Genomic DNA, 22,807 nt, shown 5'->3' on the forward strand with positions numbered 1-22,807 from the left:
ACTAAAACAGTTTCGCCTATATCAGTTGTGATTTCAATTTTTACTTTTGCCATAATTGTGATTTTGAAAACAAAAATAACAGGACAAAAGGGTTAACACACAAAGTATTACAGCGGGAACCTTTTTATGCAATTTATCTAATTTGACTCAAAACCTGAGTCGTAACAACTGATAATCTTCTTCCTTTATATAAATATTTTTTGTTCCCATTGCGTTATGATTGAAGAAAATTACCTCATAGCGAAGTTTAGGCTCAAGATGTTTATTGTGAGCATTAATGTTCATAATATCCGTGATAAATGCGATTCGGTCAAGGTTGATAATCGTATCACTTACTGGTAATTTTACAAATGTCATTTTTGTAATATTTTTAAGGTTAGACTTTTTTACTTGTTTTTTGGTTATTTTGTCTGTTAATTGTTTACCACGGGACAAAATAAGTGAAATATATTCAGATATGCAAATAAATTATGAAAAATATTCATACAAACATCTACTTTCTAAGAATCTTAAATTCTTACGGCTAAAAGCAGGCTTAAATCAAGAAGAATTAGCTAAAATAGTCGATCTGAATAGGGACAATATAACTTCCTATGAACGGGGAATTGCTCCTAAGATTGATGTTTTATTGAAAATTGTCAAATATTTTCAGATAACAGTAGAGATTATATGTGAATTAGATTTAGAAAAAAAGGAGAATCTGAACATTGAATTATACTCAAGTGAGGCACTAAAAAAAGGTACCTATAAAAAATCACCATTACTTTCCGAAGAACAAGAGCGAGGGAACATAGTACAAAAGCAGGGACAGGAAGTAGACGACTTAAAAAAAGAAGTAAATCAGCTTAAAAGCATTATTCAGATGCAGGAAACAACCATAAAAGCCTATGAAAGTGCCATAAGAGCGCAGGAAACTACCATTGAAACCCTCAAAAATGCCAATTTTCCAAAACAGGTTCCTGTGTCAGAGGTTTCTCAATAATCAAATCTACACCAATTGATTATGGTTTATTTTGTTAACATCTCCCTTGTTGCTTGACAGGTTTACCAAGTAAAATCTTCGGAGGATTAACTTCAAATGAAAACTAAACAAGCCTCTGCACCTCGGAAAACGGGCAACCAAGTTGTTGAAGAAAAAGTACAGGCGGCGAATGCGTATCTCAAAAACGCTGATTTGAGTTTGGTGTATGAAGCATTGGAAAAAAATAAAAAAGCAGAGGCACAAGAACGTACCTCTGCTCAATAACTTTTCTATCTCTCAAAGCTTTAAAAATCTTACTTTACTTCTTTCATCAACTCTTCCACGGCACGTTCCAATTGCTGGTCTTTGCCTTTGATGATAACTTCATAGTCGTTCCAAACCTTGATATCGGGTTCGGTTTGGGCGTTTTCCAGATACGTTCCCGCCATGGTTTTGACACCTACGGGCGGTACACCCCAACGAATGCTTGGGTCCTGCAGCACTTCCCAAGCCGCAAATGTACAGGTGCCCGGTACGGGTTGTCCTACGAGTTTGTTAAGTTTGGTGGCCTGCGTCATGTAGGCGTAGCAATGGCCGTCGGAATAGTTGGCTTCGTTGGCAAGCGAAATACTGGGGCGGCTCCAACGATAACTGGGCTCGGAGTAAATGACACGATTATCGGTCGAATTGTACATGTAGGTTTTTCCCGAAAAGAAGGTCATCAAATCAGAAACCAAATCGCCGCCGCTGTTGAAACGCGTATCAATCACGATTCCTTTTTTGGTCGCGTATTTCCCCATCACCTCATCGTACGTAACGCGGAAAGGGCCATCGGCCATACCCGGAATGTGGATATAGCCCAAAGCGCCTTTGCTCAAGGTTGCTACTTCCTCCTGATTGCGACGCACCCAACGTTTGTACAATAACTGATTTTCTTCCCCGGTCGAAATAGGTTTGACGACGACTTCGCGACGCGCTGTTCCCTCCAATAAGGTGAGCAATACGTTTTTACCCGTTTTGCGGTTAAGGTATTGGGCCAAATCACGGTCCGCCGTGAGAATTTCGCCGTCAATGGCTTCGATAACAGTACCCGTTTTAATGTTCAAACCTGCTTTATCGGTTGGACCGTCTTTGATGACCTCTTCCACGCGTACGCCCGGGCCGGTGTAATTCCAATCGTAAAATACCCCCAATGAGGCCGTGGCATCACCGTTGGCCGAAGGTGCATTGTACGTAGCACCCGTATGCGAGATGTTCAATTCGCCCAACAATTCACCCATCATTTCGGCAAACTCATAGTTGTTACCAATGTGTGGCAAATAACTTTGGTAATCAGGCTTGTAGCTGTTCCAATCAACCCCGTGAAAAGTGGCGGTATAAAATGTTTTTTTCGTGCGCCGCCATACGTGCTCAAACATAAAGGCGCGCTCGGCCGCTACGTCCAGATTCATATCTCCGCCCGTGCTGATGCTTTCCTGCTTGCCCGAAGCTGCATCGATTTTAGAGATTCGTCCGTCAGCGTTCAGGAAGATATTTTTCTGCTCTTTGTCCCATACCATATTGCCGCCGCCGTTGGCGTTGAGGGTAGTGAGCTGTTTGGTTTCTTTGGTACGGAGGTTGGTACTCCACAGATTATAGCCTTTTTCAAAACGCGTCAAATAGTACAGCATATCGCCGTCTTTGTTGATAAGCGCATCCGAAATGTTGGAAGAGTGAATCGTCAACTTGGCTTTACGAAGCTCCAAGCCTTCCATTTCAATCACGACCGTAGTGTCTTTCTTCGCGTCTTTTTTTCTGGTGGTATCCGATTTGGCGTTTTTCTCGTCTATTTCTTTGGCGAGAGCCGCTTCTTCTTTGGTCAGTTTAAACTTGTCATAAGCGGCTTGGGTCAGAAACAACGCATAGGCATCCATTTGCGTATTCCCGCTTTGCGACAGGCTTTTCAACCCTTCACGATTGCTGAACCACAGCATGGCTTTTCCGCCCAAGACCCATTTAGCACGCCCGTCTTCAAAGCCGCTTTCGGTTAGGTTGGTTACCTTGCCTTTGCCGTCCGTTGAGATAAGGCCTATTTCGCCCTCGCGTACGTTCGGAATGTTGTAATCAAACAAAAACCATTTTCCGTCAGGACTCCATTGGAAATATTGGTCATTGTCGCCCCAAGAAAATAACTCTTTGTCGGTCAAAATAATACGCGTTTGTTTCGTGACGATATTTAGAATTTTGAGCGTTGCCCGATTTTCAATAAACGCTACTTCTTTGCCATCAGGAGAATATGAAGGTTGGTAATTTTCATTGTCGTTGGTAATCAGTGCCGTTTCTTTCAATACCGTAGAAGCGTAGAAATAAGGTTCTTCTTTTCGGTTGATGCGTGTTTCGTAGATTTTCCAGCTATTACCGCGCTCGGAGGAATACAACAGTGCTTTGCCGTCGGGGGAAAAACTGACGTTGCGTTCCTGCTCGGGCGTATTAGTAATGCGCTTGGTAAGACCGCCTTCTACCGAACTTACAAACACTTCTCCTCGGAAAATATACGCCACTTCTTTGCCGTTGGGCGATACAGCCATGTCGCGTACACCACCGCTGACCGCCATTACGCGTTCATTGTTGGCGCGAGAATCGGCAGCAATATTGATAATAACTTTTTGAGGCTGCGCGCCCGTTTTAAGCGTGTAAATTTCCCCGTCATAACTGAAGCAAAGCGTACCGTCGGTAGCCATGCTCAGGAACCGAACCGGGTGCTTTTTGAAAGACGTTACCGCTTGAGGTTGGGCGGGTGCGTCCAACGCAAGTTTGTGGATGTTGAAAGAACCGTTGGCTTCACTCAGGTAATAAAGACTTTTGTCGCCTTCGGCAAAAACGGGATTTCTGTCTTCACCGGCAAAGGTGGTTAGTTTGGTATGTTTTTGGATTTTGGTGTCATATACCCAAATATCGCGGGTAATGGAAGAGGTGTGGTGTTTGCGCCAGGCATTTTCGCCTCCTTTTTTGTCGTGATACACCAGTTTGCTGCCGTCACGATTGTACCTGACATCTTCCGCAGGAGTACTGAATACTTGCTGTATACGGCCGCCTTTGGTGGCGATACTGTACAATTCGGGTTGTGAACCGGTGGGATACTGTCGGTTAGAGGCAACATCCATGCGAACCCCACCAAAAATAACGCGTTGATTGTCGGGCGTAAAGTCGTACGGGTATTCGTTGTTGGAATAAAAAGTAAGCCGTTTGGCTTCTCCGCCTTCAACCGGAATACTGAAAATATCGAAGTTGCCAAAACGATCGGAAGCAAAAGCAATCGTCTTGCTGTCGTGCGACCAGACGGGCATAAAATCGTGCGCTTCGTGCAACGTCAACGGAACAGCGCTTCCGCCGGAGGCAGGCACTTTCCAAAGGTCACCTTTGTAGGTAAAGACAATGGTTTTTCCGTCGGGTGAAATGCTCGGGTAGCGCAGCCACTTAGGGGGAGTTTGGGCACTAAGTGCGTGCGTAAATAAATAAAGGAGTGAAAAAGAGAGCAGGAATTTAGTAATTTTCTTCACGATACTGGTTTGGATTAGAAAGTGGTTGATGAAGTATTAAAACTTTCCCAAAGTTACCTAAAAACAATAGAATCCTGCAAAACCGGGCTTTCAGAGTAAGAAGCAAAATGTTATACCCAAAAGCAAACACTTATGCACAAGTTATCCACAAGTAAGGTCGTAATTCACACTATGTTAGGTGGGATGATTGCGTTCAATGCGTTAGCACAAAAAATTCCCGTCAATTATGACGAATCAAAAATGCCGTCGTATACATTGCCTGACCCGCTGGTGCTGCCCAACGGCAAGCCTATCAAATCAAAAGAAGCGTGGGAAAAAACGGGGCGACCTGCGGTAGTAAAACTGTTTGCGGAAAATGTCTACGGGATCAATCCATTTCCCGGACCAATTAAAATTACCTCTGAGGTCAAGTCTGTTAACGAAAATGCGTTAGGCGGCAAGGCTGTTTCCAAACAGATTACGCTTCGATTTCCTGAAATCTCACCGACATTGACATTAAATATTTTGCTATATCTACCTAAAAACAAGCAGAAAGCGCCCGTTTTTGTCAGCCTTAATTTTATGGGTAATCATACCGCTACGCACGAAAAAGACGTATTTGTCACTGAAAACTGGGTAAACTCCGGCTTCGATAAAACCTTCGTAAACAATCGGGCAACGGATGCTTCTCGCGGTATTGCCGAACGGAGATGGCCTATGGAAGCCATCATCGCGCGTGGCTACGCGGTCGCTACCGCCTACTACGGCGACCTTGAAGCCGACCATACCGAAGGGTGGAAAACAGGTCTGCGCTCAGTCCTGACGCCTGAACAACGCGAAAAATGGAGCGCCATCGGTGTGTGGGCGTGGAGCATGAGCCGCATGGCGGATTATTTACTTCAAAATGAGTCTCAAATTGACAAGCAAAAACTCATTGCCGTAGGGCACTCACGCATCGGAAAAGCAACGTTGTGGGCAGGTGCCGAAGACCCGCGTTTTGCCATCGTCATTTCCAACGATTCAGGCGAAGGAGGTGCGGCATTATCACGGCGGTGGATTGGCGAAACGGTTGAGCATCTCAATACCCAATTTCCGCACTGGTTTTGTGCCAATTATAAAAAATATAACAACGCCGTAGCCGATTTGCCCGTCGACCAACATGAATTGCTTGGCTTGATAGCGCCTCGCCCACTGTATATAGCCAGTGCGACCAAAGATACGTGGGCTGACCCGAAAGGGGAATTTTTGAGCGCCGTAGAAGCAGAAAAAGTCTATCAATTGTATAAAAAAACAGGATTAGGGACTGATACCATGCCAATGGCTAACCATCCTGTCGGGCAAACAATTGGGTATCACCTTCGAGAAGGGGTACATGATATTCTGCTGTACGATTGGGAACAATACATGAACTTTGCCGATAAGCACTTTGAAATCAAATAAACCCACTATTTTTGCAGCGGCAAAAAAACATTTACCGTCAGAAAATACAGTTCGTAAACTGACGATACAATTTTTGCCGTTGGTGATAACACTAATCATTTCAGACGTGAACGATTCTTCAAAAAGTCCCTTATTAGCGTGGATTTTATTGCTTCTGGTAGCCCTTACGTGGGGAACATCGTTCATTTTAATTAAGAAAAGCCTCCTCACATTCAATGTGACGGAAGTTGCGGCGGGGCGACTGTTTTTGGCTTCGTTGTTTTTTGTTCCCATTATGATTGCATCGCGCCGTCAAATTCCCCTTGACCGCTTTCGGTATCTATTGGTATCTGCTCTGACAGGGTACGTCATTCCTGCGTTTTTGTTTGCCAAGGCAGGTACAAAACTTAACAGTTCTCTGTCCGGAATGCTCAATTCCCTCAGTCCTTTGTGTACGCTGATTATTGGCGTCCTGTTTTTCGCGCAACCGCGTCGTCCGTTACAAATTGCGGGAATTCTTTTAGGACTGTTGGGTTCATCCTTCCTGATTTTTTCCAAAGGAGCAAGTTCTTTGAACGTAGCTGATCCTTACGCCTTTCTGATTTTGAGTGCTACTGTATTGTACGGCATCAATATCAATACCATTTCGCGTCATTTGAGTCATTTGCCCTCGTTGGCTATGACCGCTTGGACGTTTGCCTTTATTGGCCCCATTTCGTTTGTGTTATTATTAAATACCGATTTCTTTCCAAAAATCACTTCGACTGAGAATATGCAATCCAGCCTGTTTTTGTTAGCCTTGGGCGTTATAGGCTCCGGTTTAGCATCAGTCATGTTCAATCGGATTGTCCAATTGGCATCGGGGTTGTTTGCTTCTTCAGTGACCTATTTGATTCCCATAGTGGCTATCAGTTGGGGAATTTTTGATGGAGAACGCATCAGCTTTCAGCAGTACCTTGGCATGGGCATCATTTTGACGGGCATTTATCTGGTCAATCGCCGGGAAAGGCTTCGCATCGCCAAAAGTTAATACGCATTACCTTTCCTTTTAATTAATAAATTGTACTGTTATGTTAAAAGTAATCATCAACGAACAACAAACATTCGATATTGACACAAACCAAGGCGAGACGCTTCTGAACGGCCAGCCTTTTCAGTGGGATTTAGTCGCTCTGGGCGATGGCCGCTTTCATATTTTACAAAACGACCGTTCGTACAATGCCGAAATCGTTGAAGCCAACTATGCCGAAAAGAGTTTTAAAGTAAAAATCAACCAAAGTAGTTACAATTTAGCAGCGAAAGATCGTTTTGACCTATTGTTGGAAAAAATGGGAATGGCCAATACTGCTAAAAATAAAGTCAATAATATCAAAGCTCCCATGCCGGGATTGATTTGGGACATAAAAGTACAGGCAGGCGAAGTCGTAAAAGCCGGGGATGTAGTACTGGTATTGGTAGCTATGAAAATGGAAAATGCGCTTAAATCACCGGGCGATGGGGTTGTAAAAAACATCAAAGTCAACCAGGGAGACAGCGTCGATAAGAATCAGATACTTATTGAATTTGAATAGTTTTTTTTAATCAACCTAAATTTCAAATGTCTCAACCTAAATATAAACGTATTCTTCTTAAACTTAGCGGCGAAGCTCTGAGTGGCCCTGACAAAAAGCAAGTGATTGATTTTGATATTCTTCAGCAGTTTGCCAAAGAAGTAAAAACAATCGTAGATGCGGGTGTACAAGTCGCAGTTGTCATTGGTGGAGGCAATATATTTCGTGGGGCCTCGGTTGAGAAATCAGGCATTGACCGAGTACAGGGGGACCACATGGGGATGTTGGCTACGGTCATCAACAGCATGGCCATCCAAAGTTCATTAGAAAAATACGGCATGGTAACCCGTCTGCTTTCTGCCATCAAAATGGAACAGGTGGCCGAGCCGATGATTCGTCGCCGGGCAGTGCGGCACTTGGAAAAAGGGCGTATTGTTATTTTCGGAGCAGGTACGGGAAACCCCTACTTTACGACCGATTCAGCCGGCGCACTTCGGGCCATTGAAATCAATGCCGATGCCGTTTTGAAAGGAACCCGCGTGGATGGAATCTACACTGCCGACCCCGAAAAAGACCCAACCGCAACCCGTTACGAGAAAATTTCGTACGATGAAGCCCTGAGTAAAAACCTGAAAATCATGGACTTAACGGCTTTTGCGCTTTGTAAGGAAAACAATTTGCCGATTATCGTTTTTGACATGAACAAACCGGGCAACCTGCTGCGCCTCATCAACGGCGAATCGGTGGGAACCTTAGTAACAAACGGATAGAATCATTTGACTATATCAAACTAAAAAAGGGATATAACACCCAACTATCTCATAATTAACAAATTAACAATGGAAGAAGTCGAATTTTATCTCGAAGACGCCAAAGACACGATGGATAGGGCAATAAAGCACCTGACCATCGAATTAGCAAAAATCCGCGCGGGAAAAGCCTCTCCGTCTATGTTGGACGGAATTCAAGTGGAATATTATGGAGTCCTCTCTCCATTGAATAATGTGGCTTCCATTACAACGCCCGATGCCAGAACCATTACGATTAAGCCGTTTGAGAAAAAAATGATTGGGGAAGTGGAAAAAGCGATTCGTAATAGTAACATTGGATTATCACCCAATAACGATGGTGAGAATATCCGTTTGAGCATCCCAATGCTTACCGAAGAACGCCGTCGGGATTTGGTAAAACGGGTAAAGCAGGAAATCGAAACTGCGAAGGTAAACATTCGGAATATCCGTCAAAACACCAATAGCGATATTCGTAAATTGACCAAAGAAGGCGTTTCGGAAGATGAAGTAAAAATCGGTGAAGAGCGCGTTCAGAAATTAACCCACGGTTTTATTACCAAAGTAGACCAAATTTTTGCTGCCAAAGAGCACGATATAATGTCAGTGTAATCCTTGGTATTGAGTATTAAGTAATAGGTATTGAGTAATAAGGTTTTTTGTCTCAGTACCAACTACTTAATACTCTCTACTCAATACCAAATCAATCCAATTCATTATAGGCCAAAAGCCCGCCAATGACGTTACGAACATTGGTAAAACCTTGGCTTTGCATATATCTTTGAGCCGTTTCGCTGCGTTTTCCCGAACGGCAATGCACCAGAATTTCTTCCTCTTTCAGGTGCTCAATTTCCCCCAAACGATGAGGAAGATCTCCCAGGGGAATAAGCTGACCGCCTATGTTATCGGCGTCGTATTCGTAGTCCTCGCGTACGTCGATGAGGTTGATTTTCTCACCGCTTTCAATGCGCTGTTTTAATTCTTCTACCGTAATGTCCATTGTATAATTGGGGTTTATTTTCTCAACAAAATTTTCTTCGTAACCGTTTTCTTTTCATTCGATAGTCTTAAAAAATACAAGCCGTCGGCAAAACCCGACAAATCCAGCGTATTTTCCGAAGGTTGCACCGATTGCTGTTTTAGCAAAACTCCATTGAGTTGATATACTTCCACCTGTCGAATTTCGTCGGTATGCCAACGAACCTGTCCGTTTGAAGGATTTGGATATACCTCCCAATCAAGTACTTGCTCAGGTTCCACCGAGGTGATCGGAGTTCCTTGTTTAGCACCCATAACAGGGCGAACCAGTAAACTTCCCTGAAAATACGCCAAATTGGGGTCATTTTTGAAATTGGTATATGGAACCCACTCTTGACCCGCATTGATAAAAATCTGATTTTCGTGTTGATTGTTGCGATCAAGTCCTACCGGTACACCATCCTGCCCTATTTGCAGCCAACCTATGTAAAAAGTATCACGAACGGCCACGCCAAAGTCAAAGGGAAATTCCACAAATTCGTTTCGATTGACCGGATACTGCACTTTAAATGCTTTTTGATAAAGCAGCGATTGCGGCTTCCCATTTGCATTGCTCCACACCTGTAGTGTCATAGACTGCCCCGTCAAATCCTTTAAAGTAGAGACAATATTCATCCGTACTCCCGAAACAAAATCGGGCGCGTTCAGGAAATATCGAACAGCCGTGCGACTCAAAGAGCGATTAAAATACACTGCCGTCTCTGCCGTTCCGTCATCGTAAGCGTAGTAATCGTCCAAAACCGTTTTTCCTGAAATACTGTCGTTTCGGCGTAAATCAACGCCGGGAATCGAAGGGTTAACGTTGTCGGTAGTTAAAATTTGAAAATGACTTACCAACGACAACTTCTTAACTTTGGAGGTATCTATTCCGCTAATTACAGTCGGTTTGAGGCTTTTCAGTTGCGGGCTCAGCGAAGAGATCAATTCCGATGAACTTTGCTGAAAATTTTGAAAAGTACGTCCACTTATTTCATCACGCAGGGTATAAGAGAAAGTGGTAAAGTTGAAAACGTTGAAAAGATTACGAATATCCGTTGTTACTGAATCAGCCGTTTCGGCGGTCGGGTTGGCTAAATACTGTTTAAGAGGCATCGCGGTATATCGCTTTAAAAACGAACTTACGGGAAGCCTAAAGGCAACATCCCGTACAAATCGGTCAGCAGTACGACGTCCTTTATTGAGATAAACATAATCAACATGCCACATATCAAATTGCCCCGACAGGCGGCTGAAACCCTGAAAGCGGAACTGAAAACTGGCATAAAAGTAAGAAGGGTCACGCACTATGAGTTGCGCATAATTGAAGTTGTTGTCCTGTTTGCCTCCTGCCTGTTTCCAAACGGTTTGCCAAACGCCTTTATCGGTCAGAAACTGTACCCGCAATGAATCGTCAGCATCCGGAAACTCTCCCAAACCGCGTAATTGCCAATAAAAGCTAAAATAAACCGAATCAACCGCCGCAAGTCCCGACAGATCAACTGGTTGAGAAGTGAGCGTATCGGCAGGACCCTGGGCACTTTGCGTAACGAAGTTATAAGGACGTCCAACAACATCTGACCCGTCAAAAGTCACTACATTAAGTGTTGGGTGATTAATGGTAATCGTATTGCTTACGTACGCTCCACCTCCTGCCTTCCAAAGCGAAGGGTCAAGCCTTCCGCTGGAAGAAAGTGAAAAATCATCAAAAAAAGGCAATGTAACCGCCGAGTTACGAGCATTGGCAGACGGTAAAGTTGGCTGTGTGGGACCAATGGGAAAACCGACAAACTGCGCGTAGACAGGCAAGGTAAAAACAACTGCAAAGACAAGCAAAAAGGCAAATAGTAACCTCCAATCACTCCCTTCTGACTTCCGAATTACAGCATCCGGTACTTTACTACTAAATCTTCTAAAATTATTCATTCTGTTGTTGCGGTTGCGTATCAGGCTGCCCGACTACCCACAAATCTACCACATCGCCCACGCGAATCTTATTGCCGGCCCCTGCTTCTGGGTTTTGTCTGACAATTGTTCCTGGGGCTTTACTTGGGTCATCTACAGGCATAATGAGTCCGCGTTTAAGGTTAGAGCCTCTCAGCACAAACTCAGCTTCATCAAGCGTTTTACCTACAACGTCAGGAACATCGAATTCCGTATTTCCGATACCGTCACCTACTTCTAAATCAATCTTTGAGCCTTGTGGAATGAGTGTTCCCGGCAGAATTTTTTGTCCGTTAAAGAATTGCTCCATGACGGAATTCTGAGCTAGGTCCGGAACATATTTGATGGTTCCCAATCGTAAGCCCAGTCTTGCCAGTTCTGCTTCTGCACTGCGTTTAGTCCGATCCACCAATTGAGGCATCTTCACATTCGGGGCATTCATTGACGTAATGTACACATAGATTTTACGTCCTTCCTTTACTCGCATCCCCGATTTAGGACTCTGCCTAATGACACTCAACGGTTTTTCTCCTACCACAAAAGTACAATCTGCAATTTCGTAACGCAGGTTACGATCGTCCAAATAATCTTCAATTTGCTCAAGACTCATTCCTTTTAGGTCCGGTACGGTGATACTTTGTCCGTGATTGGTTGTAAAAGGTAAATACAAAAAAAAGAATCCCAAAAATAATGCCACAACTAATGCAACAACGAGGCTAATATGAACAATGAGGTCTGTGCGCGAGTTGGTACTGATTTTCATACAATAATACAGTGCTGACTATGAGTAGTTTTATGCAAAGAAAATCTAAATTTCTGAATTGGTTGTAAAACAGGGGCTATTTTATGACAAACCAATTAAACTGTGGGATTACCACTCGTGTAAAATGTTTGCTAATTAGAATTTGTAAGTGGAATTTTGTTGGTAGTACACAAATTGCGTAACTACTTAATCACTAACGGCTATGAATTTTTTTCGCCAAACCTTCGAAAGCCTGCGTTTTGCATGGCAGGCACTTCGTTCCAACATTTTGCGTACTACACTTTCTTTGTTGGGAGTTACGGTCGGTATTTTTGCCATTATCGGCGTTTTTACGATTGTAGATTCATTAGAGAAAAATATTCGTCAGAGTTTAGATTCCATTGGTACCGATGTAGTTTATGTACAAAAATGGCCCTGGGTTTTTGGGGGTGATTTTCAATGGTGGAAGTATTTTCAATGGCCGGAAACTTCTTACAGTGACTATAAATTTTTGGCCGAACGAATGGAGGGAGCCGAAGCGGTGGTAGCGCAGGGTTTTAAAGGTGGTTTGACTGCCAAGAATGGCAATAATAGCATGGACGCACTAGTTCAGGGAATCACTTACGATTATAATAAGGTATCTGATATAGAAATAGAAAAAGGCAGGTATTTTATGCCTCAAGAGATAGACGCCGGTCGAAGCGTAGCTATTGTTGGAGCAGATATTGCTGAAACACTTTTTCCGACCGACCAGGACCCAATAGGTAAAACTTTTAAAGTTAAAGGCTTAAACTACACAATTGTAGGTATTCAAAAAAAGAAAGGTAAAGGATTATTTGACATTGCGGGTAATCCTGACACCAAAGTTATAATGCCGTTTCTGACTTTTGCCAAATCATTTCAAAATCGCTACGGAAGCTCCGTAACCATTGTAGCAAAAGGACAACCGGAAGATGCTGGTTTGGTAGAATTGGAAGCAGAAATTACCGGCTTACTCCGTACCAAACGCGGTTTGAAACCTACGCAAGACACCAACTTTTCCATCAATCGTCCCGAAGCCGCGACCAAAGCGATTTCGGGCTTGTTCGGTATCATTACTCTGGCAGGTTGGGTCATCGGGAGTTTCTCTATTTTGGTGGGCGGCTTCGGCATTGCCAATATCATGTTTGTTTCGGTCAAAGAGCGCACCAATCTGATCGGAATTCAAAAATCACTCGGGGCTAAAAACTATTTTATTCTTTTTCAATTTCTATTTGAAGCTATATTTTTAAGTTTGATTGGCGGACTAGTAGGAATTGGGCTGGTCTATTTATTATCTTTCATCCAACTCGGAAGCCTCGACATTGTGCTTTCCACAAAAAATATTCTCTTAGGACTCAGCGTATCCAGTATCATCGGAGTGGTAGCGGGTATTATCCCTGCTTTTGGAGCGTCAAGGTTAGATCCGGTAGAAGCAATTCGATCCAAATAAGTCGTTTTTTATTCCGCTGAATTTTTGGGAAGTTTGTAGGCATCATCCTGAATGACTTCCCATGTATTACTTTTTTCTACTTTTGGCGTTTTTGATTGGCGTTACCAATACGTTTCAATCGGGCGTTAATTCTCAGTTGCGAGTTGCTACGCAAAACCCCATCTTATCTTCCATCATTTCGTTTGCCACAGGTTTGTGTTTACTGTTAATCTGCTACATTTTCTTTAATAAAGAGTCTGTTCCCAGTCTCGAAACATTCAAAAGCATCAGTTGGTGGAAATGGTTAGGCGGAGCTTGCGGGGCATTTTATGTCCTTACGGTTATTCTTATTGTTAAAGAAATTGGGCCTGCCAATTTGCTGTGCCTTATTATTGCGGGACAGTTAGTTGCCGGTGTTTTGATTGACCATTTCGGATGGGTTGGTTTTACGGTGCATACAATCAACATTTGGCGAGTCTTGGGAATCAGTCTTATCATTGGAGGCGTTGTATTGGTGCTTAAAAATTAGAAAGTAGAGTTCAGGCAAATGATAGATACCCTTTTGTAGAATAAAATCTCAGTTAAAGTTATAAGCAATGAAAATCAGGTTTTTGGGTCTGTTCCTTCTATTCGCTTTCTCAGCAACAGCTCAGAAAGAAGTCTATCTTTTCTCCTATTTTGTCGGTAACGGCGAAGATGGATTGCACTTTGCCTACAGCAATGACGGCCTGACGTGGCAGACACTCAAAGGAGGCAAATCGTTTTTGCAACCTGCCGTAGGAAAAGACAAACTCATGCGTGACCCGTGTGTCTATCAAGATAAAAACGGCATCTTTCACATGGTATGGACCAGCGGTTGGAAAGACAAAATCATTGGGTATGCCTCTTCTAAAGACCTGATAAATTGGTCGGAACAAAAGGCCATTCCCGTCATGGAACACGAACCCACGGCTAAAAACAGTTGGGCACCTGAAATCTCTTACGACCAAAAAACTAAGTTATTTCTGATTTTTTGGGCAACCACCATTCCGGGAAGGCACTCCGACGTAGCTGATTCGGAGCGGGAAAAAGGATTAAATCACCGTATGTATTACGTCACTACGCCCGATTTCAAGACATTCAGCGAAACAAAAATGTTCTTCAACCCTGATTTCAGCGTAATTGATGCAACGATTTTTGAGAAGGGAACGGATTATTACTTATTTGTAAAAAACGAAAATCCCAAGCCAGCAGAAAAAAATATTCGGGTTACCCAAGCCAAGAGCGCGTTGGGCCCGTATCCTACCCAAGTCTCAGCACCTATCACGGGAAATTATTGGGCTGAAGGGCCAACCGCTTTGGAAGTCGGCGATTATGTATACATTTATTTTGACAAATACACCGAACACAAATACGGAGCGGTACGCTCCAAAGACCTCAAAACGTGGGAGGATGTATCCGACCGGGTAAAGTTTCCCGAAGGAATACGACACGGAACGGCGTTTAAGGTTTTACCGTCGGTGGTGGAATTGCTGAAAAAGCTTTAACAAATAGAACGCTGATTTTTATGATGATTATGATAAAACAGGTTAATCATAACAATCTTAAAAATCAGCGTTCCAGCTATTTATTTAATCACTTCAAATCCGCAATACGGCACCAATGCCTTCGGAATGTGAATTCCTTCGGGAGTTTGGTTATTTTCGAGCAAAGCTGCCAAAATACGGGGCAATGCCAACGCTGAACCATTAAGCGTATGGAGTAATTGTGTTTTCCCTTCCGTTTTATAACGAAGTTTCAGACGATTGGCTTGATAAGCTTCAAAATTTGATACAGAACTGCACTCCAACCAACGGGCCTGCGCTGCTGACCATACTTCAAAATCAAACGTCAAGGCAGAAGTAAAGCCCATGTCTCCGCCACAAAGACGAATAATTCGGAACGGCAATTCCAGTTTTTGGAGCAATCCTTTTACGTGTTCAGCCATTTCATCGAGGGCCCCGTAGGATTCTTCGGCCTTACGCACTTGTACGATTTCAACTTTGTCAAACTGATGTAAACGGTTTAACCCACGCACGTGCGCGCCCCAACTCCCCGCTTCCCGACGGAAACAGGGTGTGTAGCCCACGTTTTTAATGGGCAAATCATTCTCGGCGACAATAACATCCCGGTAAAGGTTTGTAATGGGCACCTCCGCCGTTGGAATCAAGTACAAATCGTCGGCAGTAGCGTGGTACATTTGTCCTTCTTTATCTGGCAATTGTCCCGTTCCAAAACCTGATTCGGCATTGATAAGAATAGGTGGCTGAATTTCCAGATACCCAGCTTCTACGGCTTGGTCTAAGAAAAACTGAATCATGGCTCGCTGCAAACGCGCTCCTTTGCCCTTATAAACGGGAAATCCTGCTCCCGTGATTTTAGTACCCAATTTAAAATCAATAATGTCGTATTGCTCAATCAACTCCCAGTGAGGTTTAGAACCTTCCGGAAGGCTTGGTTTTTCACCCCACGCATATATTTCCACATTTTCTTCGGGCGTACGGCCTTCGGGCACGCTTTCATGAGGTAAATTAGGGAGTAAAACCAATGTTGACTGAAGTTGTGCTTCTACTTCTTTTAAGCTTTCTTCCAATGATTTAGAGCGTAATTTCAGCGTAGAAGTTTGGGCTTTAGCCGCTTCGGCTTCTTCCGCAGCGGCGGCCCGGCTTCTTGCCTCTTTCATCAACTGCCCGATTTGCTTAGCCAGTGTGTTGGATTGTGCCAAAGTGGCGTCCAATTCGCTTTGCGTATCGCGGCGCTGCTTGTCCAGTCCCAATAATGTGTCTACCGCTTCAGCAGCACCTTTAAAATATTTGCGTTCTAATCCTGCAATAGTCAGTTCGCGGTTTTCGCGGATGAAATTTAATTGTAACATTATTCAATAGTTAATAATCTATATCTATCTCCCCGTCTGAAGCCTCAAATTAAAAGAGTATCAATTTTAAAGGGACTGTAACCTAAATGGTTAATACGCCAACAAATATAGCCATTGTTAAGGAAAGTAGATTATTTTTGAACCCAACAGCCCTTTTGTAAGGCTATCTAACCCTTTACTTAATCTTAAAATGACATGAAAATTATTAGAACTCAACTAAGTATAAAAAATCCCAAAACAACTATTAACAATTTCATTATCAAACATTTACACCCAAATCAAGTTTCATCCTTAAATTACCTTTAATCCATATTCATTTACGTTTTATTTGCCTTTTCAACTACTTGACTTATGAAACTAATTAAAACAATCACCTCTTTTTTCCTCCTTTCCCTGCTTCCGTTTCATCTGCTTTCTCAAAATAAAATCGTCGTTTTTCAAACTGATTTTGGGTTGAAAGACGGCGCCGTATCGGCCATGAAAGGCGTAGCTATGGGTGTCAATCCAGCACTTCGTCTTTTTGATTTGACCCACGAAATCCCTGCTTATAACATTTGGGAAGCGGCTTATCGATTGGAGCAAACCGCTCTCTATTGGCCTCAAGGCACCGTATTTGTATCGGTAGTAGACCCAGGTGTGGGTACCGAACGCAAATCAGTTGTTCTCAAAACCAAAAGCGGGCATTTCTTTGTGGGGCCTGACAACGGCAGCTTTACGCTGATTACTGAGTCGTTGGGCATTCAGGAAATTCACGAAATTGACGAAGCTGTCAATCGCCGCAAAAACTCCCAGTCTTCCTATACTTTTCACGGGCGCGATGTGTATGCTTATACAGCCGCACGATTAGCAGCGGGAGTAATTACGTTGACACAAGTCGGAAAACATCTGCCTAATGAAGTGATTAAAATTCCGTTTCAAAAAGCGGTGCTTGAAGGCAATGCAATTGTGGGAAACATCCCAATTTTGGATGTGCAGTACGGCAATGTATGGACCAACATTTCTGCCGATCTATTCAAAAAGTTAAACATCACAGCCGGGCAAAAAGTAAAAATAACGGTGTGGGAAAACGATAAACAAGTGTTTCAGGGCGAAATGCCATTTGCCAACACCTTTGGTGAAGTTCCCGAAGGACAAATTATGAGCTATCTGAATAGCCTGATGAACTTCTCGTTTGCCATCAATATGGGAGATTTTTCAACGAAATATGGCGTTAAAAGCGGTCCAGGTTGGAAAGTTAAAGTAGAAAAGTGAGAATTTGAAAATTAAAAACCTTCCAAATTCATTGTTTTTTTGAAGCTCGAATAGATGACCTCACCATGACAGTAGCAAGTACAGCTTCGCTCTCGTTGTGTAGCCGGTCAAGCGCTGTAATGGCATACGTATAACGTCGATTGCGGACAGCTGTACGGTCTAGGGCACGGGTTTGACCTTCGTAACAGGCAGCGAGCAGTCGCGGCTCTTCTCCATCTGTGTAACGGTAAACCGCATAGTAATGGGGTTTGTCGCCATCGCGAGCTGTTTCGGGAATCGACCAGCGCAAATCTACCCCGTCACGGGTGTCATTCACTTGTAAGTTTTGAGGAGAGCGAGGAGGCACACGGTCTTTCCAAGGCATGGTAGGCGGGAAAGCGGGCTCTTTGTAAAAATTAGTACGGAGCGAGTCTGCGTGTCCCAATTTGTTATTAATTAAAGATTTAGAACTAAAAAATACACTCCCCGTAATTTCAGGATTCAGGCGAATGAATCGCATCTGGTTTGAAAATTCGGAAGCATTGGCCCATGCTTTGTCTCTCTCTTGGGAGCCTACCTTATAGGCACCTTGTCCAATGTACAAATGACGCCCATAGGTGTGTTGCAACCACCAGGAAGTGAGAACTTTAAAGGGAATTTTATCAAATTTAGTAGAGAAATAAATCTGCGGAACCATGTAATCTATCCATCCTGCCTTCATCCATTTTTTGGTATCGGCATAGAGATTGTCGTAGGAAGTTTGCCCGGCTTCGGTGGCCGAGCCGCTCGGGTCCTCTTTTCGGTTTCGCCACACGCCAAAAGGGCTTACTCCAAACTTTACGTACGACTTTTCAGCGGTGATGGCATCGCTGATTTGTTTGATAAGTTTGTCTACGTTGTCGCGACGCCAATCGTCTTTGTCCCTGAATCGGCCTCCATACTCCTGAAAAGCGGCTTGGTCTTTAAGGGTTTGCCCCGTGGCTGTGTATGGGTAAAAATAATCATCGAAGTGAATCCCGTCCACGTCGTAGTTCTTGACAATGTTGGCCGTTACTTCAGTGATATAATCGCGCACCTCGGGAAGGCCAAAATTAAAAAGCTTATACCCATCGTATTCAAAAACCCACTCCGGATGTTTACGACTGATGTTTTCATTGCTGATACTCTTACTCGCTTTGTGAGCTACGCGATTGAGGTTGAGCCACGCGTGAAATTCCATTCCCCGATGATGACATTCTTCAATCATAAACTCCATAGGGTCATAAAACGGCTCCGGCGCTTTCCCCTGTTTACCCGTCAGCCATTCTGACCAAGGCTCGCCGCTTTTGGCGTAAAAAGCATCAGCCGCAGCCCTGACCTGCACAAATACAGCGTTGATACCCGTACGCTTATGCGCTTCCAACAATCGCACAAACTCCTCCCGTTGTTGTTCGGGAGGAAGGTTTTTGCGACTGGGCCAATCAATGTTATCTACGGTTGCAATCCAAACAGCACGCATTTCACGCTTCATACCCATAGGGCCGAAATCGCGGGGAGTGGTTCGTGGTTTTTTGGAAGTTTTGCAACCTTCTAACACTAAAAAAAGCAGCAGACAGAGCCAAGCGAGGTTTTTTTTCACGAAGCGATTGAATTAAAGTTAGAGCCTTGCTACGGGCAAAATGACGATGCTATCTATGCAAAAGTAATAACTTTCAGATAGATAATCGTTATGAAGTACGAAACCCTTAGTAGTTGCCTTGACCTCCTGAAATATTGAGGTTAATCTTTCAGGAGGTCAAACGTGAGTTCAAAAATCAATTCTCTTTCCAGTTAGGAAAACGCCCCGGCGTATAAGGTGCTCCCGCACTTTGAAGAGCCATTTCCAGCGCTATGATGTCATTTTGGGTTTTACGAAGGTCGGTCAGAAGTGCGGTAAACTGTTTCGCTGCCGTTTGGTAAGAGGTAAGCATGGTTTGCGTTGGAGCAGCCGACGTACTGACGAGGTTTCCTTGAATACGACCTACGCGCTCACTGATGGAAGGCAACGTTTCAAACTCACGTCGCTCCAAAGTACGGTCACCGTAGAGAGCGTTACTGAGAGCCGTTAATTGCTTTTCAATGCTGAGAAGTTGGGTTTGCAGCTCCGCCGAAGCTTTTGGCGTACTTTGCCAAGCGGCCTTCAAAAAGCGCATTTTATTATTCAATTCTCCATATACTCCCTGGGCACCTCCCAAAGCACGAACAAGCGATGCCGCTTTTTGAGTGAAAGCTTCCAACGCTTTTTTATCGGTAACAGGCAGGGTAGCAGTATTTAAAGAAACTACCTTAAACGGCTGTGCGGTGACAAGTTCAGTAAATAGACCATCTTCAAATTTACTAAGCGACACTTTATAATTTCCCGCAAAGGCCATGGCTCCGAGGTCGGGACCGGAGAAAAAATTCATTGGATCAGGCTCATTGAAATTGACCGGATCAGGAGCATCGTAGCGAAAATCCCACGTGATGCGCTGTAAGCCTTTCTTTGCAGGAGCTTTAAGGCGACGAACCGTATTGCCGCTTTCATCTGTAATGGTAAAAAGTAAATAAGGAGCAGGTTGAGTTTCCTCCAAACGGAGCGAATCAATCGACGGATAGAAAACGGATTGATTTTTTTCCATTAATGCTTTTTCACGCTCTTTTCGTTTTTCCTTTAGGGTCTTAATGTCGTCTTTGAGATAATAAGTAAACACAGAACCAACGGTCGGATTAGGCGTTGAAAAGTAGCTTTCCCCCTGAAATCCTTTCCCCCTCAACCCCAACGGCTGTGAAGGCAAAAACTGCCAAGCATCTTTTATGGCAGTGATGAACGCGTCTTTGGACAAATCTTCTTTTTTAAGGTTTTGAAGAGGAGTATAGTCATCTAAAATGTAAAAACCACGTCCGAAAGTGGCTAAAACAAGGTCATTTTCGCGTTTTTGGATGTCCAAATCACGCACTGCAATCGTGGGGAGTCCAGCTTTTAATTGTATCCATTTTTGGCCGCCGTCAATACTGAAAAATAAGCCAAACTCCGTTCCGACAAAAATTAAGTTGGCATTTAGATGGTCTTCTGCCACAGTATAAACCGTGCCGCGCTCAGGAAGGTTATTTTGCAGTGCGGTCCACGTTTTTCCCTGATCTGTACTTTTATAAAAATAAGGCTTGAAATCACCATAGCGGTGATGATTGAAAGTGGCGTATACCACATTTTTATCATGTTGAGAAGCCAAAATTTGGTTTACGTAGGTACGTTCCGGGGCGCCTGCAATGCCGTTGACATCAATTTTTGTCCAGTTTTGACCTCCGTCGGCGGTAATGTGAATAAGACCGTCATCAGTGCCTGCGTACAGGAGAGTTTCATCCAATTTCGATTCTGAAACAGTCGTAATGTTTCCGTAAATGTCGGTTGAACTGTTTTTGGAAATCGCATCCATACTCCATACTTTTCCCATGACGGGGAGTTTGTTACGGTCAATCTGCCGACTCAAATCGGGACTTATGACTTTCCAGGTATTGCCGCGGTCGTCCGTTCTGAATACTTTATTGGCAGCAAAATACAATCGAGTGGGTTTGTGTTGGGAAATTGCCAAGGGAGCATCCCAGTTCCAACGATATGCAGGCTCTCCTTCCAATTCAACAGGGCGAATATCTACACTCTCCCCCGTTTTTTTATCAAAACGCCCCAAGCCTCCGTACTGTGATTGGGCATAGATAATTTGGGGGTCTTGCGGGTCCACCTGCGATTCAAACCCATCGCCTCCCTGCGTAACTATCCAGTTTTCATTGACAATACCATTGGCACTTGTGGTACGTGAAGGCCCTGCCAGACTGAAATTATCCTGCGTTCCGCCCAATACATTGTAAAATGGAAACGCATTGTCAGTAGTAACTTTGTAAAATTGAGTTACGGGAAGGTTTTCTTTAAAGTGCCATAATTTACCTCCATCATAGCTCTCATACAACCCTCCGTCGCAACCTACCAGTAATTGGTCAGTATTATTGGGGTTAAGCCAAATCACATGATTGTCAACGTGTTTATGCATTTCACCCAATCGTTTCATGGTCTTACCTCCATCTTCCGACATCATAAAATAAGTATCGGTAATGTAGATTTTGTCGGCATTTTTGGGGTCGCAGAATAGTTCCTGGTAATAATTTCCCGAAGTGGAATAGCTACCCATTTTATTCCAACTCGCACCACGGTCGGTAGAGCGAAACACGCCACCGTTTTGCTCGGTTGCTTCAATGACCGCATACACTATATCTGGATTGACGGGAGATATTGCCATTCCGATACGACCTACATCGCCGCTTGGCAGGCCGCGAGTAAGTTTATTCCACGTTGCTCCGCTGTCAGTGCTTTTATAAATAGCTGATTCTGGGCCACCGCTGATGTAGGTAAATACCTTACGTTGACGTTGGTGCGCCGTGGCATACAGCACGTTGGAATTGCGCGGGTCCATGTGAATTTCGTTGAAACCGGTGTGTTCACTCACCGTTAAAACAGCTTTCCAGGTTTTGCCACCATCAGTCGTTTTGTAGATTCCCCGCTCTCCACCCGACGACCAGAGCGGACCATAAGCAGCCACATAAACGACGTCCGAATTGGTGGGATCTATCACAATACGGCCAATATGTTCGGAGGTTTTAAGTCCCATATTTTTCCAGGATTTGCCGCCGTCTTCCGATTTATAGACCCCGTCGCCGTAGTTAGCAGCCCGTTGGTTATTATTTTCACCCGAGCCTACCCAAACAGCATTAGTGTTGGAAGGGTCAATGGTCACGCAACCGATAGAATAAGAACCTTCTCCATCAAACACAGGCTCGTAAGTGACTCCGTGATTGGTAGTTTTCCAAACACCGCCCGCCGCCACTGCAACATAATATTCGCTGTGATTACGAGGATTGACGGCCAAATCAACCACACGGCCGGAGGTTACGGCGGGACCGATGCTGCGCAGTTTTAAGCCACTGAAAGTACCCGAATTGAATGGGTCACTTTTCGACTCTTCTTTGGCAGCAATAATGGTTTTTGCGTCTTTTTTCTTCTGGCTCCACGTTGGAAACAGATAAATAACAGACAAAAAGACGACAAATAGCTTTTTAAGGGAGAGAATTGGCATAAGAAAAGGAGTTGAAATGTTAATTTTTTGTGCAAATTATTAAGAAATAGTTCCCGCTGCAATATTTTGTGTGTTAACCCTTTTGTCCTGTTATTTTTGTTTTCAAAATCACAATTATGGCAAAAGTAAAAATTGAAATCACAACTGATATAGGCGAAACTGTTTTAGTGGAAGGCGA

At 43.8% G+C, this 22,807-nt stretch carries 19 protein-coding genes; 11 read left to right on the forward strand and 8 right to left on the reverse strand.

Going from position 1 to position 22,807, the window contains the following annotated elements; genetic code table 11:
- Positions 1–147 precede the first annotated feature (147 nt).
- A complete protein-coding gene (locus Q0081_RS10545) occupies positions 148–357 on the reverse strand; it encodes a hypothetical protein (RefSeq protein WP_298352526.1) in 210 nt (69 codons plus the stop codon).
- Positions 358–457: 100 nt separating this feature from the next.
- Between Q0081_RS10545 and Q0081_RS10550 the strand changes: the two genes are divergently transcribed.
- Both Q0081_RS10550 and Q0081_RS10555 read left to right on the forward strand, forming a co-directional pair.
- On the forward strand, positions 458–982 hold the full coding sequence (locus Q0081_RS10550) for a helix-turn-helix transcriptional regulator (protein ID WP_298352529.1): 525 nt from the start codon (positions 458–460) through the stop codon (positions 980–982).
- A gap of 96 nt (positions 983–1,078) precedes the next feature.
- Positions 1,079–1,246: a hypothetical protein gene (locus Q0081_RS10555; RefSeq protein ID WP_298352532.1), complete on the forward strand. Its 168-nt coding sequence runs from the start codon at positions 1,079–1,081 to the stop codon at positions 1,244–1,246.
- A gap of 29 nt (positions 1,247–1,275) precedes the next feature.
- Here the strand turns inward: Q0081_RS10555 and Q0081_RS10560 are convergent, their stop codons facing one another.
- Positions 1,276–4,491 (reverse strand): S41 family peptidase, encoded by a 3,216-nt coding sequence (locus tag Q0081_RS10560; RefSeq protein WP_298352569.1) that lies wholly within the window; start codon positions 4,489–4,491, stop codon positions 1,276–1,278.
- Positions 4,492–4,632: 141 nt separating this feature from the next.
- Between Q0081_RS10560 and Q0081_RS10565 the strand changes: the two genes are divergently transcribed.
- From Q0081_RS10565 to frr, 5 genes are all read left to right on the forward strand, one after another.
- On the forward strand, positions 4,633–5,919 hold the full coding sequence (locus Q0081_RS10565) for an acetylxylan esterase (RefSeq protein WP_298352535.1): 1,287 nt from the start codon (positions 4,633–4,635) through the stop codon (positions 5,917–5,919).
- 106 nt (positions 5,920–6,025) lie between these two features.
- Positions 6,026–6,928 (forward strand): DMT family transporter, encoded by a 903-nt coding sequence (locus Q0081_RS10570; protein ID WP_310586491.1) that lies wholly within the window; start codon positions 6,026–6,028, stop codon positions 6,926–6,928.
- 40 nt (positions 6,929–6,968) lie between these two features.
- A complete protein-coding gene (locus Q0081_RS10575) occupies positions 6,969–7,469 on the forward strand; it encodes a biotin/lipoyl-containing protein (RefSeq protein ID WP_298352539.1) in 501 nt (166 codons plus the stop codon).
- Between the two features lie 26 nt (positions 7,470–7,495).
- Positions 7,496–8,218: a UMP kinase gene (gene pyrH, locus Q0081_RS10580; RefSeq protein WP_298352542.1), complete on the forward strand. Its 723-nt coding sequence runs from the start codon at positions 7,496–7,498 to the stop codon at positions 8,216–8,218.
- 69 nt (positions 8,219–8,287) lie between these two features.
- Positions 8,288–8,848 carry a ribosome recycling factor gene (gene frr, locus Q0081_RS10585; RefSeq protein WP_298352545.1) on the forward strand — a complete coding sequence of 187 codons (561 nt, stop codon included), beginning with the start codon at positions 8,288–8,290 and terminating at the stop codon, positions 8,846–8,848.
- Between the two features lie 91 nt (positions 8,849–8,939).
- Here the strand turns inward: frr and Q0081_RS10590 are convergent, their stop codons facing one another.
- Genes Q0081_RS10590 through Q0081_RS10600 form a run of 3 tightly spaced genes read right to left on the reverse strand, consistent with a single transcriptional unit; the run spans position 8,940 to position 11,957 of the window.
- Complete coding sequence (locus Q0081_RS10590; protein ID WP_298352548.1) at positions 8,940–9,236, reverse strand: rhodanese-like domain-containing protein; 297 nt, start codon at positions 9,234–9,236, stop codon at positions 8,940–8,942.
- A 14-nt stretch (positions 9,237–9,250) separates the two neighbouring features.
- Positions 9,251–11,176, reverse strand: a complete 1,926-nt coding sequence (locus tag Q0081_RS10595) for a T9SS type A sorting domain-containing protein (protein WP_298352550.1) — start codon at positions 11,174–11,176, stop codon at positions 9,251–9,253.
- Complete coding sequence (locus Q0081_RS10600; protein WP_298352553.1) at positions 11,169–11,957, reverse strand: PASTA domain-containing protein; 789 nt, start codon at positions 11,955–11,957, stop codon at positions 11,169–11,171. The genes Q0081_RS10595 and Q0081_RS10600 overlap by 8 nt, the downstream gene beginning before the upstream one ends.
- Positions 11,958–12,159: 202 nt before the next feature.
- Between Q0081_RS10600 and Q0081_RS10605 the strand changes: the two genes are divergently transcribed.
- The 3 genes from Q0081_RS10605 (at position 12,160) to Q0081_RS10615 (ending at position 14,912) form a co-directional block, all read left to right on the forward strand.
- Entirely contained in the window at positions 12,160–13,407 is a 1,248-nt protein-coding gene (locus tag Q0081_RS10605; protein ID WP_298352555.1) for an ABC transporter permease, read from the forward strand.
- A 61-nt stretch (positions 13,408–13,468) separates the two neighbouring features.
- Complete coding sequence (locus Q0081_RS10610) at positions 13,469–13,915, forward strand: DMT family transporter (protein ID WP_298352558.1); 447 nt, start codon at positions 13,469–13,471, stop codon at positions 13,913–13,915.
- A gap of 67 nt (positions 13,916–13,982) precedes the next feature.
- Positions 13,983–14,912 carry a glycoside hydrolase family 43 protein gene (locus tag Q0081_RS10615; protein WP_298352560.1) on the forward strand — a complete coding sequence of 310 codons (930 nt, stop codon included), beginning with the start codon at positions 13,983–13,985 and terminating at the stop codon, positions 14,910–14,912.
- 80 nt (positions 14,913–14,992) lie between these two features.
- Here Q0081_RS10615 and serS read toward each other — a convergent pair whose 3' ends face one another.
- Entirely contained in the window at positions 14,993–16,279 is a 1,287-nt protein-coding gene (gene serS / locus Q0081_RS10620; RefSeq protein ID WP_298352561.1) for a serine--tRNA ligase, read from the reverse strand.
- A gap of 351 nt (positions 16,280–16,630) precedes the next feature.
- Between serS and Q0081_RS10625 the strand changes: the two genes are divergently transcribed.
- The gene (locus Q0081_RS10625; protein WP_298352563.1) at positions 16,631–17,530 is read left to right on the forward strand and encodes an S-adenosyl-l-methionine hydroxide adenosyltransferase family protein; all 900 of its coding nucleotides are present in this window, start codon (positions 16,631–16,633) and stop codon (positions 17,528–17,530) included.
- Positions 17,531–17,558: 28 nt separating this feature from the next.
- Here the strand turns inward: Q0081_RS10625 and Q0081_RS10630 are convergent, their stop codons facing one another.
- Positions 17,559–19,127: a glycoside hydrolase family 10 protein gene (locus Q0081_RS10630; RefSeq protein WP_298352565.1), complete on the reverse strand. Its 1,569-nt coding sequence runs from the start codon at positions 19,125–19,127 to the stop codon at positions 17,559–17,561.
- 175 nt (positions 19,128–19,302) lie between these two features.
- Positions 19,303–22,629, reverse strand: a complete 3,327-nt coding sequence (locus Q0081_RS10635) for a VPS10 domain-containing protein (RefSeq protein ID WP_298352567.1) — start codon at positions 22,627–22,629, stop codon at positions 19,303–19,305.
- Between the last annotated feature and the right edge of the window lie 178 nt (positions 22,630–22,807).

The organism is Runella sp. (assembly GCF_027484545.1).
Taxonomy (GTDB): domain Bacteria; phylum Bacteroidota; class Bacteroidia; order Cytophagales; family Spirosomataceae; genus Runella.

What these genes read in the sequence shown, in the direction of transcription:
- Q0081_RS10600 (WP_298352553.1), bottom strand. Translation starts at nt 11,957, where the DNA reads ATGAAAATCAGTACCAACTCGCGCACAGACCTCATTGTTCATATTAGC.
- Q0081_RS10565 (WP_298352535.1), top strand. Translation starts at nt 4,633, where the DNA reads ATGCACAAGTTATCCACAAGTAAGGTCGTAATTCACACTATGTTAGGT.
- Q0081_RS10545 (WP_298352526.1), bottom strand. Translation starts at nt 357, where the DNA reads ATGACATTTGTAAAATTACCAGTAAGTGATACGATTATCAACCTTGAC.
- Q0081_RS10595 (WP_298352550.1), bottom strand. Translation starts at nt 11,176, where the DNA reads ATGAATAATTTTAGAAGATTTAGTAGTAAAGTACCGGATGCTGTAATT.
- Q0081_RS10590 (WP_298352548.1), bottom strand. Translation starts at nt 9,236, where the DNA reads ATGGACATTACGGTAGAAGAATTAAAACAGCGCATTGAAAGCGGTGAG.
- Q0081_RS10610 (WP_298352558.1), top strand. Translation starts at nt 13,469, where the DNA reads ATGTATTACTTTTTTCTACTTTTGGCGTTTTTGATTGGCGTTACCAAT.
- Q0081_RS10615 (WP_298352560.1), top strand. Translation starts at nt 13,983, where the DNA reads ATGAAAATCAGGTTTTTGGGTCTGTTCCTTCTATTCGCTTTCTCAGCA.
- Q0081_RS10550 (WP_298352529.1), top strand. Translation starts at nt 458, where the DNA reads ATGCAAATAAATTATGAAAAATATTCATACAAACATCTACTTTCTAAG.
- Q0081_RS10605 (WP_298352555.1), top strand. Translation starts at nt 12,160, where the DNA reads ATGAATTTTTTTCGCCAAACCTTCGAAAGCCTGCGTTTTGCATGGCAG.
- frr (WP_298352545.1), top strand. Translation starts at nt 8,288, where the DNA reads ATGGAAGAAGTCGAATTTTATCTCGAAGACGCCAAAGACACGATGGAT.
- Q0081_RS10635 (WP_298352567.1), bottom strand. Translation starts at nt 22,629, where the DNA reads ATGCCAATTCTCTCCCTTAAAAAGCTATTTGTCGTCTTTTTGTCTGTT.
- Q0081_RS10625 (WP_298352563.1), top strand. Translation starts at nt 16,631, where the DNA reads ATGAAACTAATTAAAACAATCACCTCTTTTTTCCTCCTTTCCCTGCTT.
- pyrH (WP_298352542.1), top strand. Translation starts at nt 7,496, where the DNA reads ATGTCTCAACCTAAATATAAACGTATTCTTCTTAAACTTAGCGGCGAA.
- Q0081_RS10575 (WP_298352539.1), top strand. Translation starts at nt 6,969, where the DNA reads ATGTTAAAAGTAATCATCAACGAACAACAAACATTCGATATTGACACA.
- serS (WP_298352561.1), bottom strand. Translation starts at nt 16,279, where the DNA reads ATGTTACAATTAAATTTCATCCGCGAAAACCGCGAACTGACTATTGCA.
- Q0081_RS10555 (WP_298352532.1), top strand. Translation starts at nt 1,079, where the DNA reads ATGAAAACTAAACAAGCCTCTGCACCTCGGAAAACGGGCAACCAAGTT.